Origin of the sequence: Priestia abyssalis, from assembly GCF_002019595.1 — a bacterium.
GTDB lineage: Bacteria > Bacillota > Bacilli > Bacillales > Bacillaceae_H > Bacillus_BA > Bacillus_BA abyssalis.
In genome coordinates this window covers 2,016,746-2,035,183 of sequence record NZ_KV917369.1, presented here as the reverse complement: position 1 = coordinate 2,035,183, position 18,438 = coordinate 2,016,746, and the positions used below count along the sequence as shown (strand labels likewise).

Sequence of the window (18,438 nt, the reverse complement as noted above, 5' to 3'; positions counted from 1 at the left end):
TCATTATCTAACAGTTAAATTACTTATTCTATAATAATGAAGTTCCAAAGTGAATACAATTGCATTTCCTTGACAAACATCTATTCATCTAAAACATTTAAGCATTTGTGAACAAAAGAAAATCTAGATAAACAATCATCGGCAATATAAGTTAAGGTTAAAAATAACAAAAAGCCGGGGAAATTCTCCCCGGCCTTTTCTAAAAAGTGAATGCAGCTATTAAAATGTAAGGTTTATTTAAAGTCGACTCCTAATGACGGGAGTTCAACCATATTTAATCGTCCTGACTAGCGTATGCTTAAATAATACGTGTTGTTACGATACCTTCGATTTGGTTGATTTTTTCCTCCAATTTAGGTACGATATCGCCGTTTACTTCATTGTCAATGTCAATTAATGTGTACGCGTACTCACCGCGGCTTCTGTTCACCATGTCAGCAATGTTTAAATTGTAGTTTGATAAAGCCTGCGTGATTTGTCCAACCATGTTTGGAACGTTTTGGTGGAAAGCTGCCACACGTTTCTTACCTGTGTAAGGAAGAGAAGCGTTCGGGAAATTCACTGAGTTTTTGACGTTACCTGTTTCTAAAAAGTCCTTCACCTGGCGAGCTGCCATAATCGCACAGTTTTCCTCTGATTCTTGTGTAGATGCACCAAGATGCGGAATTGGAACCGTATTTTTCATTTTCAATACATTTTCATTCGGGAAGTCTGTAATATACTTACCGACTGTTCCCTCTTCAAGTGCAACAGCCATATCAATTTCATTCACAAGCTCACCGCGTGAGAAGTTCAAAATATGAACACCCTGCTTCATGATGCTGAATGTTTCTTTGTTAAACATTCCTCTTGTATCATTTGTTAATGGAACGTGTACCGTAATATAATCAGCGTTCGCAAATAGCTCCTCAATCGTCATCGCGCGCTGCACTTTACGTGATAAGTTCCAAGCTGTATCGACAGAGATGAATGGATCAAATCCGATAACGTCCATGTCTAAATCTAACGCATCATTTGCTACAAGCGCACCGATTGCGCCTAAACCGATCACACCTAAAGTTTTACCTTTAATTTCTTTTCCAACAAATTGTTTCTTTCCTGCTTCTACAAGCTTCGGAATTTGATCGCCTTCACCGTCTAATGTCTTTGTCCAAGCGACACCGGCAAAAAGGTTACGAGATGAAGCCATTAATGACGTAAGAACGATTTCTTTTACAGCGTTCGCATTGGCACCAGGAGTATTGAATACCACAATTCCTTGCTCTGTGCATTTATCAACTGGAATATTATTCACACCAGCACCCGCACGTGCGATGGCTTTTAAATTGCTGCCGAATTCCATTGAATGCATATTAAAGCTGCGAAGAACAAACGCATCAGGATTTTCACTATCATTGTCGATTGTAAAGTTACCCTTATTAAATACATTTAGCCCGCTTTGTGCAATATTATTTAACGTTTTGATTGTTTTCACTTTGTCTAAAGTAACTGTGCTCATATGATTCTCTCCCTTTTCGTAGATGATGGTTTTCAAATTTTATAAAAATATGAAAATGCGCAACTGCTATAATAATGAAAGTAGAATGAGCTATCCCCTCCCAGTAAACAGAAAGAGGCAAGGAGTACTTCCTTACCTCTGCCCAGGCGAACGGCTACGACACTATGTGCTCCCTCACGGTTCTCCGCGTTTCGCCAGTTACACATAGTCTTTTGATTTATTTCATCTTATCAAATTCTTCAGAAATCTTCAACATCTATTATTTAAAAAATTATGTCAGTTCAGTGAAGTTAGCTTTTTATATCCTACACTGCTGTCGATTCATCCTCTGATATTGTTTCAAGAGAAACAATAAGTGTAAAAGACGAACGAAAACATTGCTATTCACCACTCCCGCTCATTCTACATAAATTATATAGGATATTAGGGTTATGTTTAAGATCGCGATGGAGGTAAACGTATGATAAATTTTAAATCTTTTCATGGTACCATCACCATGATTAATGATTTTATGATAGGACAAAACGGGGAAGCGGAAGGCTGTTATAAATTAATCTCTGTGGAAAACGAATTCGGCGTATTAGTCAATTTCGTCGCGTCACCCGCCACTTACTTTGTGGACCATGTAATGGTGGCAGTTGGAGACCGAGTAACCGGGTATTATGATGGAAATGCGCCTGTTCCCCTTATTTTCCCGCCGCAATATGGAGCGCTTGTGATGGTAAAAGATAATCCATATCAAAATGTAAAAGTAGATTATTTTAACGGGCAATTGGTGAGCAGTGACGGCCTGTTAAAATTAAATATATCCCCCTATACCCAAATATTATTGACAAACGGGCAAGCCTTTTCAAGAAATCCTGCAAACCGAAATTTAATTGTCATCTACGGTCCTTCCACAAAAAGTATCCCTGCACAAACCACGCCGTATAAAATCATCGTTTTGTGTTAAAGGTGACAATGGAAAAGGTGCCAGACCCCGCTAAACAAAAATATTCATACGGGGACTGACACCTTGTTTATAAAATTAACTGGACAAACCTCTTAGTCATCAAAACCGGTAGCAATGACGGTGACCCTTATCTCGCCTTTTAAATTTTCATTAATAACTGAACCGAAAATCATGTTTAATTCCTGATCCGAAACAGAAGCGACAATATCAGCTGCCTCTTGTACTTCAAATAGACTTAAATCGGCACCGCTGGTAATATTAATGAGCACACCTTTAGCACCCTCAATGGACCCTTCAAGAAGCGGACTAGAAATCGCTTTCTTGGCAGCTTCAGCCGCGCGGCCTTGACCTGTTGCACTGCCAATCCCCATTAAAGCAGATCCTTTATTAGCCATTATCGTAGTCACATCCGCAAAATCAAGGTTAATTAAACCCGGCACTGCAATTAAATCCGAAATGCCTTGTATCCCCTGGCGAAGAACATTATCCGCTTCACGGAACGCTTCAAGCATCGGTGTCTTTTTATCGATAATTCCCAATAATCGATCGTTTGGAATGACAATCAATGTATCTACCGCTTTCTTCATCAAATCGATTCCGCCTGCCGCTTGCGTTGCACGCTTTCGGCCTTCAAATGTGAAAGGGCGTGTAACCACACCGATGGTCAGCGCACCGAGATTTCGGGCGATTTCAGCAATGGCAGGAGCGGCGCCTGTTCCCGTACCGCCTCCCATTCCGGCTGTCACAAATACCATGTCTGCGCCTCTTAATACATCTTCGATTTGTTCTCTGCTCTCTTCTACCGCTCTTCTGCCCACTTCGGGATTGGCCCCAGCTCCTAAACCTCTTGTCAATTCTGCACCAATCTGCATCCTGACCCCTGCTTTTGATAAATTTAGCGCCTGGGCATCCGTATTAACAGCAATAAATTCGACACCTTGAACTCCATGCTCGATCATGCGGTTAACAGTGTTGTTCCCACCGCCGCCAACGCCGATTACTTTAATCTTAACCAATTCTTCCATGCCTGCATCAAACTCCAGCATCATAGTTCCTCCTTATACAGTAAAATGATTCTATCTCGCACTCTTTAAATATCCGAACAGTTTTATTCATATATAATCACCTTCATCGCTCTTCAAATAAGTACAAGTATATACGCTTATTGTATCACTTAATTTTTCATATGAAGTGTAATAAAAACAACTTATTTCCTAATAAATAAAAATAAGTTAAAACATGTTCACAAAATTATATTATAGGAGCTTTTTTTCAAAAAGTACAAAAAATGTGCGCCCCTATCTGTTATAAGAGACATACACTTTTCATATTTTTTATTGATACATTGCCCCTAACCATCTATCTTTTTAAAGTGAATTCATACTTTCAGCCTCTATCCCTTTGAGACAGAGGCTGTATCCGATTTATACTGTTTATATACATTCCACTTAATAACTCGACACGTTTTCATTTTATAGAGAGATATTCACAATCGGCGCTCTAGACAACTCGAATCCGCCCTCAAAGGTTCACCTATGCGGATGGCGCCAACGGATGACAGCCGCTTAGGTCTAGAAAATTTAGCATGGCTGCTCTTTGGTCATGTCGAATTTTCTAAATCGGTTTATATAGTTAACTCCTTAAAGGTCACCTTATTTTTCCCGGTCTCTTTTGATGTGTAAAGGGCCATATCTGCATGGTGGTATAGCTCTTCAAATATAATGTCCTTCCTTTTTGTATAGACTGTACCAATACTGACCGTAACAGGAATTTGTTCCCCTTCATCTAGAAAAAAACGGCCGTTCTCAGTAAATGCCCGCAAGCGTTCGGCTGTCTCCATACTTTCTTCCTTCTCTATTCCTGCTAAACATACTGCGAATTCTTCGCCTCCAATTCTCCCTACAATGCCTTCACTGGCACATGATGTTTTTAATATATCGGAAAATGTAATGAGAACTTGATCTCCGCCCATATGGCCATATCGATCGTTAATCCGCTTAAAATTATCAATATCAATCAGTAATAAAGAAATGCCCGATTTTCCTTCAGCCAACTGCTCTTTGACTCGATCTAGAAAATACCTGCGATTAAGCATTCCTGTCAATCCGTCAGTCGTCGCCAGACGAAACAATTCTTCATTTTTTTCTTGTAATTCTTTTGTTCTTTCTATCACTTTTTCTTCTAATGTATGATTCATTTTTACTAATTCCGCCGTCAACATTTCATTCTTTCCAAATAATTGAGAATATCGATAAGACACGATGACAGCTTGTAATAATAGAAAAAGGAGAACACTGTACTCCAGCGTACTAAATGTATCTATCACTTGAGTATAGTACAGCGTGTCATGGCACATGCTGACAACGATAATCGCCAGTGCAATCAAATTGACCTGTGCTCCTTCTCTTTTTCGCCATGCAGCTACAATGCCTACATAAAAAACAAAATAGAAAAGAAAGATGGACATCATTGTAACATGTATAAACATTGTCTCTGTAAATACATGTACGGGAGTAAGCAACACATAGGCACTGCATGCAGCAACAAAAACATAGGCAAGACGAAGAGAGATAGTATGTACCTCCTTAGGATACATATGCTTCATTAGAAGAACGACAAATGTAAAGCCTGCAATTTCGACTAAATATTCGACCTTCGTCATAAGTTCCCAACTGATTCCAGGGATCAACAAAAACATCAGGTACTCATTAAGCAGCAGCGTGCGGATCGCTCCTGCCATCCCAATTAATCCGATCAGAAGGCTGGGCAAGTCTATTTTCCTTATGCCAAAGATCACTATATGGTACAATCCTACGAAGAAAAATCCCCCAATAATAGAAATTTCTTTAGCAAAAGTCTTTACGATAGAAGGAATAAGCGCTGTCGGGTCACCATATGATACCTCACCGAATATTCCGCCTTCCCGAAAAGAATGATTAGAAACTTGAATGACGATTTCGACCGTTTCATATTTAGGTTCAAAAAAAGCAAGGTTTAAGCGCAATTTTGGAGTCTCTTCATCGCGGCTCTTCCCTACGACTCCTATCCCCTGTTTTTTTTGGCCGTCTATCCAAAGTTGATAGGCAGTTCCCACATATTCCAAGTATAAGGCTTTATTTCTCCCTATATCTTCAGGGGGAACTTTTAATTGAAGTCGATACGTTGCATATCCAAAGTTAGGAAGCGTCTCTCCATTGATCATATTTTCCTGCCAAGAAGAAGGGACCTGGATATAGTCAGGTTTGATATCCTCTTGTTTTATGGCCTTAGGATCCAATAATTGATTCCAGTAAAATTCCCATTCTCTATGCAATGACATTTTTTTCTTTTCCGTTGAGTAGCTTTCATGTTCAAAACGGCTGTTTGCTTGAACCATCATAGAACCCATCTCTGTTCCACCGAGATTCATCCATAAGCATCCCGATAATGAAAATAAAAAAGTAACCATGATTATCCTCTTCATGAATGACCCCATTATATTAAAGTTTTCTGAATTCTCTACTTTATTATATCACTTCTTAGAAGCTAGTCATTGAACGGATACCATATTTCCTAGTAAAAAAGACTTAGAAATGATTTCTACGTTTTGTCTGGTAACTCATTTTCTTTTACTTTTGGAGACTGCTATCAATGAGGAATGAAGGGCTGGACACCTTCTTTCGGCATCCATCCCCTTCTTCTTTTCAAGGATACGGCACCAAATTCGGGATGGCCTTTCGGATACCGCCCCTCGGATCCTCTATATCTCCTTGATAACGAGGAATAAGATGAACATGCAGATGCATCACCGTTTGGCCGCCAAACTCTCCTACATTGACACCGATGTTGTAGCCGTCAGGCTGATATTTGGCGTCCAGCATTTGTTTTCCCTCATGCAGCAAAGCGTGTATCGCTGCCACTTCTGCCATGGAAGCATCAAAATACGTTTTAATATGACGTTTCGGTACAATGAGAAGATGCCCTTGTTGAACAGGGTATTTATCAAAAAAGGCAATGGCATGGTCATTTTCAAGCAAGATGCTTTCTTTTGGTAATAAGCAGAATGGACAAGACATGTGCTTCCTCCAAATCACAAATTTCACAAGATATGGTATACTCCATAAAAATTATAACAACGGAAGATAAAAGAAAAAAGCATCAACTCGGTTTAGTCAGTGCTTTTCATTCAGAGATGACAGGTGCTTATGTCTCATATGATGACCTCAACATTCCATATGAACCTTTTCTAACTCTTATTGTGAAAAAATATCATTCACCGCTTACTGCCTTATCAATGCCTGAAGCTCCTCCACCGTCAACACATGGTCTCTCTTGCGATGCATCATACGATGACATTCACTAAAATCTCACTAATTTTATAGAGAAATTTTGGATTCATTAAATTAAATGAACATCAGCATATAAAAAAATACCTGCCATCCCCAAATCTCGGAAATGACAGGCATAAACCGTACTACATCGCTAATTTCTTATCAGAAGATTTGACAACGGAGTTCAAAATGAACGCCCCCAGTCCTTGGATAGCCGTTTTGACCAGCACTTGGCCAATAATGGCTGCCGGTACGGCTTCCCAAGGCAAAAAGTTCGCTCCAAGCGGACTCAGCGCAATCACGACAAAGATGATGGAGTCAAGCAGTCCTCCCACAATCCCGCTGTAGAACACACGCCACGCCATCGGCAGCCGCAAACGAGTATAAATTTCCGTATCCGTCGTTTCCGAAACCGCGAAGGAAACGGCAGAAGCGGCTACAATCAATAACGTATCACCATGCAAGTATGATGCAACGGCCGATAACAACAACGCCGCTCCAATGATCATATACGTCTTTTTTCTGCCATACTTATTTTGCACGAGGTCACGCAAAATGAACGTAGCCCCTATCAGCAAAGTTCCCATCGGAACGATAAACATACCAACATGCAGCGGTGCAAAGGCTGCTGTCACGAAGTTCGCCATGACAATCGACAAAAGATATAATCCTATTCTCATAAAAACCTCCAATTCATATACAACAAAAAATAGACACCCTATCAAAGGACGCCTTCTGCATTTAGAAAGGGCATCGAACTTCCCTCTCCTATTCATCATATGACCTAAATAAAACGACTATAACACTATACCATATCCTAAGTTTAACGGTAAAGAGGATGACCCAAAAGGACAAAATACATCCCATCCTTCTGCAAGGCACATGTCGCTGTTGCTAAAAGTGCCTGTCACCATCCAATTATTAAAAGCCCTGAGCAGACTGTTTTGAAAATTAAAAAATGCGGTGTGTAGCAGTATTTACTTCGTATATGAAATAGGCCGGAAAGATTCAAGTTATGAATATTTCCGGCCTTTTAAAGTTAGAGCATTATTATGTTACAGCAGCCTAGCACTCAATATAAGCTTTCTTTTTGCTGAACCTGGAATTCAGAATTCGTTAAGTCAGCTGCATGACTGTGACCAGGACCAAAGAGATTTAATACGACGACTCCGGCAATAATCAATAAGATCCCGATGACACTGCCAACCGTTATTTTTTCTTTCCAAATCAACACGGATATTAACACGGTTGCGATTGTACCTACCCCTGACCAAATGGCATAAGCCATATTGAGCGGCAGACTCTTAAGTGATAGGGATAAAAAGAAAAAGGAAAAGGTAAAGCTTATAATAACTCCTAACACTGGTAATAACTTTGTAAACCCTTCAGAGGCTTTAACCATGGATGTGCCAATAAGCTCCCCAATGATGGAAAACAACAAATAGATATAGGCCATTATTCATTCTCCTCTTTTGTCCACATAACAAGTTCATTTAATACACGTTCTCTCAGCCCTTTTTCTAAAGGGGCTAATCCAAATATTTCTGCAAACCATAAACCATCAGCAGCAAGACGTGCAATGGCAGGACGTACAGAATCCGTGTTTTCAGCTTCTATATGGTCCTGCCAAATTTTATATTGCTTTTGAAGTTTTTCAAGCAATTCCGGATTGGTAAAGACCGCTGCCAATAATCCAGAGCTTATTTTTAATCCATCTTCAATTTCTTTAAACGTAGCTTCTACGTAAGCCCTGCTCCATTTTCCAGATGGATCATCATCCCCATTTACTCTTTCCTCAATTTCATTCACATATTGATCTGTTAACTCATCAACCAGCCCTCTAATTAAGGCTTCTTTCGTTGGGAAATGATAAAGTAAGCCCCCTTTGCTGACACCTGCTTTATGAGCTGCGGCTTCCAGAGTTAATTGCGCTGCTCCTTCATTTCGAACGATTTCTGATGCTGCCATTAATATTAACTTACGTTTAGAAATATTTTCTCCCATTTCTACAAACCTCCAAAGAGATAACAACTTTCACATTTTTACTGTACCGTCCAGACGGTTTTTTGTCAATTTACTAAATCTTAACTAACACCTTAAATAAGGGTGTCATAATAAACACTGATTAGTATGCATACCGTAAAACGTACATTGTTTGATTGCCACAAATAAATAGCCGCTCTCTAAATGGTACTGAACAAATCAAATTTTAGAAATAATAAAGGAATTGACTTTCTATCCTGTTTATACTGGGAGTTCGACAAAAATTCCTTGAGAGGTTCACATATAAACATCGAACAGTACCTTTTAACTCATGAAAGAAGGCAGTTTGCGTGATTCGCAAACTGCCTGATAGATGACCCGTACGCTCTAGCCAGCTGAGCTACGCCGCCGTATATATGTTATAGGATAAAAACACCGTGCACCCATCGTTGATACGACCACCTAAGCGTTACTTGTGCAGTTAGCTCGATCAGGCTTGTCTGCGGCACACAGAAGAATCCACTTATGGCTGCTTCCTTCCGGATCTGACCAGGTTCATGGGTTTCTGTTGCGCAGGACCCGATTGTCAACACTACTTGCACAAGGCAGGCCTTACATGAATCGCACCGCGGATGGGAATTCAACCCCGCTAAGGCGGATTGCGGGTTACAGGGCACCGCCATCTCCCCATCTAGCACGGTATGTATCATTATTTTATCTGAAGATAAGTCCCGCCTATGCCGTCCTTCCAATCTGTTTTGTGAACCCGCGATCTCGCAGGTGGGTTTCCGCATATCGACGTTCCTGCAATCCTCGCTTACAGGGAGGCATGGCATCTGTCCACAAATATAAGAATCCCGATCAAACAGTACGGTTCAAAACAAATAGGAATAACGTACACCGCAGGATATATTGGTCAATCAGTTCAAGCGCGCCCGACAGGAGTCGAACCCATAACCTTCTGATCCGTAGTCAGACGCTCTATCCAATTGAGCTACGGGCGCATATTTCAGTTTGGATATCTACACTATTTTATTGAATATACAAAACCTCATAAGCCGCGTTTTGTTCACCATGTACTGCAAACGAAGCGCACTTCTCGTACAAGGTGGAGAATCATCTATCTCACCGCATGAAAGCGATGGTGTCTGTATCGGTTGTATTCCCTCAAGACACTTCCCCTACCATTGTTTGGGTTTCTCGCTCGTGGGGTTTACCTCGTTCCACCTTCAAGGTTTCCCTCGAAGCTCCGTCACTGTGGCACTTTCAAGGTATTCACACCATATCCAGCGGACTTAGGTGCTTTCCCTGCCGTCAGCCTGATGTACAAGCTGCCCTGACTTATCATTTCGCCAGGCACGAACACTACAGACATCTCAGTCTGTGCGAGCACGGACTTTCCTCACAGATCGAAATCTGCGCGATTCTCTCCGGTTTTGTATAGAGTAGTAAAAAAGTGCGGGTGAAGGGACTCGAACCCCCACGCACGAAGGCGCCAGATCCTAAGTCTGGTGCGTCTGCCAATTCCGCCACACCCGCATAGTATTAATTTTAAATCTTTAACTTTCGATCGTGCTCTCTTCACGCCACCACTTTTCAATAATTGTCTTGCTGGCGACAAAATCTATCTTACCTTATAACTTCGCAGAAATCAATATCTACGAAGTTAGTATTTATTGGAAATGAGCGCACAAGAAGAGCGGTCGCTTCTGTTACAGTATGAGAAATGTGCCAAAATCTTTTTCTGCTAACGCTCTATCCAATTTTAAATAAAGGCTGCGTTTTGATTTAAGGTAAAAAATAGAGTTGACTTTACTTACTAATAAAGCCAACTCTATTTCCTTGTGATATTTTAAGAATTGAATGATAAACATCCACGATAACTGAATATACAAATCATTCTTGTCTAATTTATTTTCTTTTTCTGTCGAATGAAGGCAAATACACATAATAAAATGCCAATTAATCCTGGTATGAATGGATATAAAATCGGAATAGTACCCCATTTGCATTAACTCAGTCCCGGAAAAGCCAATTAATCGAACTGCAAGTGGATGGTCACCCCGTGATGAATACGAGATTTGCTCTTCATCAGCAAATACTTTCATACTTCGTTCGTTTGCATCAAAGGAAATCGTGTCTAAGAAATGAAAACGCAAAAAAAGACAGCTTGCGTTATCTGCAAACTGCCTGGTTGATGACCCGTACGGGATTCGAACCCGTGTTACCGCCGTGAAAGGGCGGTGTCTTAACCGCTTGACCAACGGGCCGTGGCAGAGAAGAAGGGATTCGAACCCTCGCGCCGCGTTCGCGACCTACTCCCTTAGCAGGGGAGCCCCTTGAGCCACTTGGGTACTTCTCTATATGAATTTATTTGGTTGCGGGGACAGGATTTGAACCTGCGATCCCTTGGTCCCAAACCAAGTGCTCTACCAAGCTGAGCTACTCCCCGTTATGATCTAGCTATGGCTCCTAATCTCTCTGTCATTTCACTTCTATCCATGAAACCAAAGAGCGGTTTCCCGGTCAGAAGCCCAACGCCTTTCAAGATTGAACAGTCGCTTTCGCTTTTCTATAATATGGCGCGCCCGGCAGGAGTCGAACCCACAACCTTCTGATCCGTAGTCAGACGCTCTATCCAATTGAGCTACGGGCGCATATTTTATCATTTTGGCAGGGGCAGTAGGAATCGAACCCACACTGGAGGTTTTGGAGACCTCTGTTCTACCGTTAAACTATGCCCCTATTTTAACTGGCGGAGAGCAAGGGATTCGAACCCTTGAGACAGCGTTAACCATCTACACGATTTCCAATCGTGCTCCTTCGACCACTCGGACAGCTCTCCTAAATATAAAAGTGCGGGTGAAGGGACTCGAACCCCCACGCCTAAGGCGCCAGATCCTAAGTCTGGTGCGTCTGCCAATTCCGCCACACCCGCAAATTGAATTGTCTAGCGACAGCTCCATACAATGATCAGTTTTTGTTGATCACCGTTTCGCTGGCGACAAGAATTATCTTACCTCATGTTTTCGTAGAAATCAATATCTACGAATGAGGTATTTTTTGGAACTTATAATAAAGAGCATTGAATCCGCTACAGAATGATCGTTATTTAACGGCCAGAAACTACATTGACATCTCTTATCTTATTCAAAAGGCAGGTTAAATGGAGATTTTAACGTATTATATAGCATAGTATAGATATGTGATTAAGCTAACTTTTTTAAGTTTAGGGGGAATCTAATTGTCAAACGAACACATTAAAGGATTAAGTATTATGTCATCTTTATTAGCGATAGCGGGCTTAATTCTCATGTTTTCAAGTATTTCATTCGGAACTTCTCTAGGCGATTCGTGGCTTCTTAACCAAGAAAACGGCGTCGCTGATACTAACCGATACAACATGATTGTGGAAACATATAAAAATAACTTTGTCATTATCGGCAGCATACTGTTCGGTGCAGGTCTGCTAACAGCTATCCTCACTTATTTTACATCCTTATTATTTGTAAAAAAGGAGAACAAAAATATCGTCTAATTGTTCTTCAATAAACACCTAGAAATGTTGAAAACAATATATCACATTGATTTGGAATTAGAGTTTTATCAAAAGACTAGGCGAGAACACTCTCTTCTCAAGGGATGAAAAGGCATATTCTAAAAAGGAAATCTCGGATGAGTCGATTTCAGATAAGGGATGGGCGACTCGCCATTTCCATTGGCCTATCCTCCGAAAGCGCTTATCATGTAACTTTTCATTATGGACATATGAGTGCTAACTACTTCTTTTCAGTCTGAATAAGAACATATGTTTGATTTCTTTTTTAGAAATGGTATAATATAGGCAGTAAAAGAGGATTGAATAAGCTAAGAGAATTATTAAAGTAAAAAAGAGACATTCATTTTTAAGGAGGTCATTAAAATGTCAAAGGTAACACCATTTTTGATGTTTCAAGGAAATGCAGAAGAGGCTATGAATTATTACACTTCTTTAATAAAGGATTCCGAAATAATCAACATTGTTCGTTACGGAGCAAATGAACCAGGCGAAGAAGGAAGTGTCATGCAAGCTGCCTTTTCATTGAAGGGGCAGGAATTTATGTGCATTGATAGCAATGTGAAGCATGAATTTACGTTTACTCCATCCTTTTCAATCTTTATTACATGTGACACAGAAGAGGAAATAGACAACCTTTATGAAAACTTAAGTAAAGGTGGACAAGCTCTTATGCCGCTTGGCGATTACTCCTTCAGCAAAAAGTTCGGATGGATTGTCGATCAGTTTGGCGTTTCATGGCAATTTAATCTTCCCCTCTAAGTGACAGGATAAAGATCTTAATTGGCAAGCCAAACATGTAAATGTACATAACATCAGCTCTCCACTTAACAAAGACGAACTTTTAATAAGGGTTCGTCTTTCTTGTTGTTAAACGAACCATGCCGCGACAACTTCTTCTGGAAGAGGGAAAACTTCTCCATCTTCTTCGAAAATAACATAACCTCGTTCAATTGCAAGAACTTTGAATCCTATATCTTCGCAAAGCTGCTCCACTTGATGTTCCCACTCCACAATCAATCACCTCAAATTTCACTTTGTTTGGTTGTTGTTTCTAAGGTTATTTTTGATGAATGGACCAAAATATAAAGATGAATTCTTTTTTATTGTTCATTTCCTTTAAGTTTTTATACCATTTCAAATCTTCTTCCAGTAAGCTCCTTTCAGTAACTCCATGATATCATCATACAAAAAAAATCCTCCGGCTTTGATACCGAAGGAAAAGTCCAGATGAAAATTCCAATTTATCTTTTTAGGAGAGAAGACTCCCACTTCAAATTTTCGTTAGAAAATGAAGTGGTGGGTAGTTCAATAATATGTAGATACAACGACACGGTTTCTGCCTGAGTTTTTTGCTTTATACAAAGCTTCATCAGCTTTCCTGAATAATTCATTAGAATTATTGGTTTCAGGATATGTTGCAACACCGATAGAAACCGTAATGTTTATCTTTTTATTATCAGATAACTGAAATTCATATTCTTCTATCGTTCGTCTTATACGGTCAGCAATACTTGCGGCATCTCTTTTCGAGCGATCAAGTAAGACTACCGAAAATTCTTCGCCGCCATTTCGAGAAACAATATCCCCCAATCGGGTAGATTCCAATAAAATGTTCCCTATCTGCCTTAAAATCTCATCTCCACTTTCATGACCATACGTATCATTAACTTTTTTAAAATGGTCAATATCAAGGAGCAAGAAAGATAAACTTTTTTGCTGCCGCTGTGCTCTGGTGATGTACGAGTCAAATAATACATCAAACTGACGGGTATTGTTCAAACCGGTTAAGAAATCTGTGGTGGATTCCTCTTTTAATTTTCTGATCATAGCATTATTTTCTATAATATAACCAATCGTATAATGAGCTAACCATGCTGTTAAAAAGGAAAATACCCAGTGGTAAGGGGTAATTTCGAGAAGAAGTGAAAAATTATATTCCAACATGTCCAGCAACAAAATGGAGATTGCGGCCATGCAACATAAATTCATTATCATCCATCTTTTAAAAAAAGATAGTCGAAAAGAATATCGATGAATAAGACCGCATCCGATGCCTAATAAGAACATAACTGCTGCAGCTTTTATACTATCAGGGTTTATGTCAAAAAAGGCTAATCTTCCAACCGCGATCATCGTTGAAGCGACAACTGTTGGCAAAAGACCCAAATATACAGCAGGTATAATAACAGCAATATGCCTAAGATCAATAAGAGCGGTGGGTGACACATGCAATGTAAACTGCATGAGTATTAAACCTAATCCACCTGCTAAAAAACCTATTTTCCATTTATTCATTTCCTGTTGTGAAAATGGATTACTTACAAAACGACTGATTAAAAATATATAAGAAACTATAATACAAGCATTTATAAATAAGTCTCGAAACATAAATAGAACACCCAGACTATATAGTATTAGATTTGGAAACAAATATAAATTATAGGTTTTTATTCCAATAAATTCAAGAAAAAAGTTTGCTAAAACATAACATGATGAATCATAAACCTGTTTATTTTCAAGGTTTATGATTAACTGCCTTTTCCTAATAACAATCTAAAAATAACCTAAATAAGTTTTCTATTCTCCTTTACGTTCCCATATTATAACTTATGGTCTAATGGATCTTTGGTAAAGGAGGGTACATAAATGAAGTATTTCATTGGTAAAAACCAGAATAATCATGCCCCTGTTTCTAATGGCAGCGTATTAGCCTGGCTCCAGCAGTATGATAAGGGGTGCCGCCCAGTCGATAAAGTAAGCCAATTCTTTTATCCAAACTTTGATTTATCAAGCTCGTTATTAGAGGAACCAGGTTCTTACGTACTAGTAAAAGATCACCATGAAAAGATTTGGTATGACCCGTATGGAATGGTTCAAGAGAGTTTGGGACAAGTCGGAGAAATTGTATCATTAAATAACACTCGGTACATCAATGGCTGCGGTATATATGAAGCAGTCTCTCACAAGGGGAATACAGTTGTTCGGACAAAAACTTGGGCCCCTCCTTCTAAAAATACACTTATACGCTCTATCGAAGTCAAGACACTCCGCAATCATTCTTCAGCGGCATCCATTTATCCCGTTGTCCATCTTCGAAACATTGTCCAAAGAATAAACAACACGTTTATTTCTCGAATTTCTGCAAATCAATGGCTGGCAATAGCTGTTACGCCTACTGCTAAAGGAGTTACGGGAGATATTGCTAAAGCTGTCACAGGAGGTCAAACAACCATTTTTGAACATAGTTTGCTTCCAACTTCTTTAACCTTTATTATTCCTGATCAAACCATTCCCAGTAAAGCGTATAGCCCGCCCGTTTACCAAGTATTTGCCGCTGGTGATTCTAAAGAGGAGGCCCTTCAAGAATTAGAGGATACATTAGCAACCATTCGACAAAGCGAACAGCAAACATTACAAATGTGGGAAACATGGCATCATGAAACGATCGATGTCGGTTCACTGCCGTCACCACTTGATTATTACTGGAAACTTAGTAACACTGTATTAAAAATGAGCTTGCAGAAAGATGGCACTCCCATACTTATTGGATTCAGGCCATATCAAGGAAATGTGTGGATTCGTGATAGTTTGTGGATCGTATCCACTTTAGCGTTATCAGGCCATCTAGACGATGCTGTAAAGGCTTTGTACGCAACACTTAGTTATTTAATCGAGCGTCCTGACGGGAACTATTATTTTGCCTATAATGCTGTGACCCATTTACCTAATGAGCATGCATTTGAAAATGATACGACGGGACTCATTTTATACGGGATTTGGCAGGTTTGGTCCTTAGTTAAAGATCAGAAAATTTTACGCGACCTGCGACAAATTATTAACGAATCCGCTGATTGGATTTTAAAAAACCGTGATGATACTGGACTGATTTTACCGGATGCGGGAATTTGGGAGACCTTTGGCCCTCATTTAGGAGAAGCCTTTGAACATATGACATGGACTTCTGCCATTTCCTCGTATGGATTAATGAGGGCTGCTGAAATGGTGGAAGCTCTTGGCGAAAAGGAGAAAGCGGCTCAGTTTAGACAAGGAGCATATGAATTGCTCCAGGCTATCCATTATCATAATGTCCACGACGGCATAGTAGCTCGCTCAAAGGAAACAAAGCGATTGGATGCATCCGTTACTTTGTTCTTCTCTGAATTTCCGATTTTCCCAAAAGAGTGGCTTGCTCCTACTGTTAAAGCAATACAACAAAGATTAGAAGATCCCTTCATTGGAGGAATTTGGAGACACGAAAGCCTAACAACAGAAGAAGGTGATTTGAAACCGTGGACCGGGCCTACTTTTTGGTTAGGCGAAGCCTTTTTAGTTCAAAACGATGTAAACGAAGCCTGGAAATATTTCAACCACAATTACCGTAATAGTTCCTTTTGCGGTCTGTTGCCGGAATTATGGTATAGCAAAGGCCGCGCGAGAGGAATTGCCATGCCAAGTTACTCCCAATCAGGTGTAATAAGATCCATCCTGTTACACCAAAACTTATTCTTTCGAAATGGTTAAAAGTGCCTGTCACCATGACAATGTATAAAAAAGCATGTCTCCCTTTTACAAGAAACATGCTTTCTCTCTTCTCATAGTCCAAGCTAAAAGTATTGGCCAACTTAAAGCTTGGACACGCCCTGTTCATCCATACAAACAGGGAATGAGATCGTGATGGTTGTTCCTTCATTTAAGGTACTTTTTATATCAAATGTCCCCTTCATCGTTTGAATGATCCGAACCGCAACCATTGAACCTAATCCCGTACCTTTTTCTTTGCTGCTATAATAAGGCTCGCCAAAACGGTTGATTTGTTCTTTCGTCATTCCAACCCCGGTATCACTTATCTCGATGGTCATATGAGTTTTATTTACAGCTGAAATGACAGAGAGTTCCCCGCCGTCAGGCATTGCCTCTATCCCGTTTTTAATCAAGTTCAAGAAACATTGCTGAAAATATTTCGTATTGCCAAGTACCATTCCCGGTACCAGTTTATCTGATATCGTCACTGAATTCATGTTAGCGAGCGGCTTGATGACTTCCATGATATTTCTTAGTTCACGATCGATTGAAATATGTTCTACTTTTTCAGCTGCGGGTTTTGCAAAGGCTAAATAATCACTAATAATGGACTCTGCGCTCTTAAGCTCTCTTGCCACATGTTGAATGTACTGATCCCTCACTTCTTGAGACAGACCAGGATCTTTCAGCAGTTCAATAAACCCTTTCACAACGGTTAAAGGATTCCGGACTTCGTGTGAAATACTTGCTGCAAGCTGGCTGACGACCTCCATTTTTTCGAGCTTTACTACTTTTGATCTTATAAAAAGCGCGTCGCTTAAAAGTTCTATGATCGACACAGCGAAAAACATAATGACTGGAGGAAGAACGATAAAATAAAAGACATAAGCTTCAGTCACTCGAAAAGAGTCAGACATCATAACAGCGATAAAGGTTGTGACAACAGCAAGAACGAAAGACAGTAAAACGGATGCGGTAACCTTTCTCTTTCTATTCAGCGTATTGAATCTTGTTGAATAAAGCGCCGTTGCGATAAATATCACAATGTAAACAATAACCGTCAGGAAATTAGCTCCATAAAACACGAATCTAACGGTTAATAGAATCGTCAACAAAGCAGCCCCTACAGGCCAGCCGCCATAAAGGGTACCGATTATAAAAGGAATTTGCCTTAAGTCATGAACACAATACTCATCAATATAAATCGGGAATCTCATGCTTAAAATCATCGGTAAACTCATGCATATAGTCATAAGGGTTTTTTTATAACGTTTGAGCCTCTTCACATTCTCATATAAAACAAAATAAAGAAAAAGACTGGCTAAAATGTAAAACAGATTATCTAGTACATTTTGATTAATATAAGTAAAGTTCACCATGAAGTCCCCTAACAGAATGTATTACTGGCTTTAGTATAAAGTAAGGGACCTTCATCTGGGAAGCTTTTTTATGAAAGCAGGTAAATTGGGAACTCCATGAAGCGGTATGGTTGTTATTCAAGAAAGGAACATTTGTTAACATAACATTTTTATTGAAAATTAACCTGTTCTAATACTTCCGACTGTATTCTTAACTAGCGATTGACAAAGGCAGCTCTTTCACAATGTCTGCTCTG

General features: G+C 39.8%; 14 protein-coding genes, 9 tRNA genes, 3 other RNA genes, 1 pseudogene and 1 riboswitch. Of the genes and pseudogenes, 4 read left to right on the top strand and 23 right to left on the bottom strand.

Features of this window, described 5'->3' with window-relative positions; all coding sequences use genetic code 11:
• Nucleotides 1-298 precede the first annotated feature (298 nt).
• Nucleotides 299-1,498 carry a phosphoglycerate dehydrogenase gene (locus tag BK575_RS09350; protein WP_078410137.1) on the bottom strand — a complete coding sequence of 400 codons (1,200 nt, stop codon included), beginning with the start codon at nt 1,496-1,498 and terminating at the stop codon, nt 299-301.
• 133 nt (nt 1,499-1,631) lie between these two features.
• A riboswitch (ZMP/ZTP riboswitch) is annotated at nt 1,632-1,710 on the bottom strand.
• 248 nt (nt 1,711-1,958) lie between these two features.
• Here BK575_RS09350 and BK575_RS09345 point away from each other — a divergent pair.
• Complete coding sequence (locus tag BK575_RS09345) at nt 1,959-2,450, top strand: hypothetical protein (protein WP_078410136.1); 492 nt, start codon at nt 1,959-1,961, stop codon at nt 2,448-2,450.
• A gap of 95 nt (nt 2,451-2,545) precedes the next feature.
• Here the strand turns inward: BK575_RS09345 and ftsZ are convergent.
• From ftsZ to BK575_RS09250, 19 genes and pseudogenes are all read right to left on the bottom strand, one after another.
• Nucleotides 2,546-3,496: pseudogene (gene ftsZ / locus BK575_RS09340) on the bottom strand (cell division protein FtsZ); the annotation flags it as partial.
• A 578-nt stretch (nt 3,497-4,074) separates the two neighbouring features.
• Nucleotides 4,075-5,898 (bottom strand): sensor domain-containing diguanylate cyclase, encoded by a 1,824-nt coding sequence (locus tag BK575_RS09335; protein ID WP_169907679.1) that lies wholly within the window; start codon nt 5,896-5,898, stop codon nt 4,075-4,077.
• A 235-nt stretch (nt 5,899-6,133) separates the two neighbouring features.
• Nucleotides 6,134-6,505 carry an HIT family protein gene (locus tag BK575_RS09330; RefSeq protein ID WP_078410133.1) on the bottom strand — a complete coding sequence of 124 codons (372 nt, stop codon included), beginning with the start codon at nt 6,503-6,505 and terminating at the stop codon, nt 6,134-6,136.
• Between the two features lie 398 nt (nt 6,506-6,903).
• Nucleotides 6,904-7,440 (bottom strand): VUT family protein, encoded by a 537-nt coding sequence (locus tag BK575_RS09325; protein ID WP_078410132.1) that lies wholly within the window; start codon nt 7,438-7,440, stop codon nt 6,904-6,906.
• Between the two features lie 392 nt (nt 7,441-7,832).
• Nucleotides 7,833-8,216, bottom strand: coding sequence for a DMT family transporter (locus BK575_RS09320; protein WP_078410131.1), 384 nt, complete (start codon nt 8,214-8,216; stop codon nt 7,833-7,835).
• Nucleotides 8,216-8,764: a TetR/AcrR family transcriptional regulator gene (locus BK575_RS09315; RefSeq protein WP_078410130.1), complete on the bottom strand. Its 549-nt coding sequence runs from the start codon at nt 8,762-8,764 to the stop codon at nt 8,216-8,218. The genes BK575_RS09320 and BK575_RS09315 overlap by 1 nt, the downstream gene beginning before the upstream one ends.
• Before the next feature lie 414 nt (nt 8,765-9,178).
• An RNA gene (ffs, locus tag BK575_RS09310) (signal recognition particle sRNA large type) lies at nt 9,179-9,443 on the bottom strand.
• Nucleotides 9,444-9,467: 24 nt separating this feature from the next.
• Nucleotides 9,468-9,655: non-coding RNA, 6S RNA (ssrS, locus tag BK575_RS09305), on the bottom strand.
• A gap of 18 nt (nt 9,656-9,673) precedes the next feature.
• Nucleotides 9,674-9,747: transfer RNA gene (locus BK575_RS09300), tRNA-Arg, on the bottom strand.
• A gap of 45 nt (nt 9,748-9,792) precedes the next feature.
• Nucleotides 9,793-10,179: RNase P RNA component class B (rnpB, locus tag BK575_RS09295), an RNA gene on the bottom strand.
• Between the two features lie 21 nt (nt 10,180-10,200).
• Nucleotides 10,201-10,282, bottom strand: a tRNA-Leu gene (locus BK575_RS09290).
• A 173-nt stretch (nt 10,283-10,455) separates the two neighbouring features.
• Nucleotides 10,456-10,902, bottom strand: a complete 447-nt coding sequence (locus tag BK575_RS09285) for a hypothetical protein (protein ID WP_078410129.1) — start codon at nt 10,900-10,902, stop codon at nt 10,456-10,458.
• Nucleotides 10,903-10,941: 39 nt separating this feature from the next.
• A tRNA-Glu gene (locus BK575_RS09280) sits at nt 10,942-11,013 on the bottom strand.
• 1 nt (nt 11,014) lies between these two features.
• Nucleotides 11,015-11,105 (bottom strand) — tRNA-Ser (locus BK575_RS09275).
• Between the two features lie 13 nt (nt 11,106-11,118).
• Nucleotides 11,119-11,195: transfer RNA gene (locus tag BK575_RS09270), tRNA-Pro, on the bottom strand.
• Between the two features lie 128 nt (nt 11,196-11,323).
• A tRNA-Arg gene (locus BK575_RS09265) sits at nt 11,324-11,400 on the bottom strand.
• Nucleotides 11,401-11,414: 14 nt separating this feature from the next.
• Nucleotides 11,415-11,488 (bottom strand) — tRNA-Trp (locus BK575_RS09260).
• Between the two features lie 8 nt (nt 11,489-11,496).
• Nucleotides 11,497-11,588 (bottom strand) — tRNA-Ser (locus tag BK575_RS09255).
• A gap of 12 nt (nt 11,589-11,600) precedes the next feature.
• A tRNA-Leu gene (locus BK575_RS09250) sits at nt 11,601-11,681 on the bottom strand.
• A 306-nt stretch (nt 11,682-11,987) separates the two neighbouring features.
• On the opposite strand from BK575_RS09250, the gene BK575_RS09245 reads away from it, so the two are divergent.
• Complete coding sequence (locus BK575_RS09245; protein ID WP_139368007.1) at nt 11,988-12,281, top strand: hypothetical protein; 294 nt, start codon at nt 11,988-11,990, stop codon at nt 12,279-12,281.
• Between the two features lie 384 nt (nt 12,282-12,665).
• Nucleotides 12,666-13,061 (top strand): VOC family protein, encoded by a 396-nt coding sequence (locus BK575_RS09240; protein WP_078410128.1) that lies wholly within the window; start codon nt 12,666-12,668, stop codon nt 13,059-13,061.
• A 108-nt stretch (nt 13,062-13,169) separates the two neighbouring features.
• On the opposite strand, the gene BK575_RS28465 is transcribed toward BK575_RS09240, so the two are convergent.
• A complete protein-coding gene (locus BK575_RS28465) occupies nt 13,170-13,313 on the bottom strand; it encodes a hypothetical protein (protein ID WP_169907678.1) in 144 nt (47 codons plus the stop codon).
• A gap of 294 nt (nt 13,314-13,607) precedes the next feature.
• On the bottom strand, nt 13,608-14,690 hold the full coding sequence (locus tag BK575_RS09235; RefSeq protein ID WP_078410127.1) for a GGDEF domain-containing protein: 1,083 nt from the start codon (nt 14,688-14,690) through the stop codon (nt 13,608-13,610).
• A gap of 258 nt (nt 14,691-14,948) precedes the next feature.
• Here BK575_RS09235 and BK575_RS09230 point away from each other — a divergent pair, with 258 nt between their 5' ends.
• Entirely contained in the window at nt 14,949-16,823 is a 1,875-nt protein-coding gene (locus BK575_RS09230) for a glycoside hydrolase family 15 protein (protein WP_078410126.1), read from the top strand.
• 101 nt (nt 16,824-16,924) lie between these two features.
• On the opposite strand, the gene BK575_RS09225 is transcribed toward BK575_RS09230, so the two are convergent.
• Nucleotides 16,925-18,202 carry a sensor histidine kinase gene (locus tag BK575_RS09225; RefSeq protein WP_078410125.1) on the bottom strand — a complete coding sequence of 426 codons (1,278 nt, stop codon included), beginning with the start codon at nt 18,200-18,202 and terminating at the stop codon, nt 16,925-16,927.
• Between the last annotated feature and the right edge of the window lie 236 nt (nt 18,203-18,438).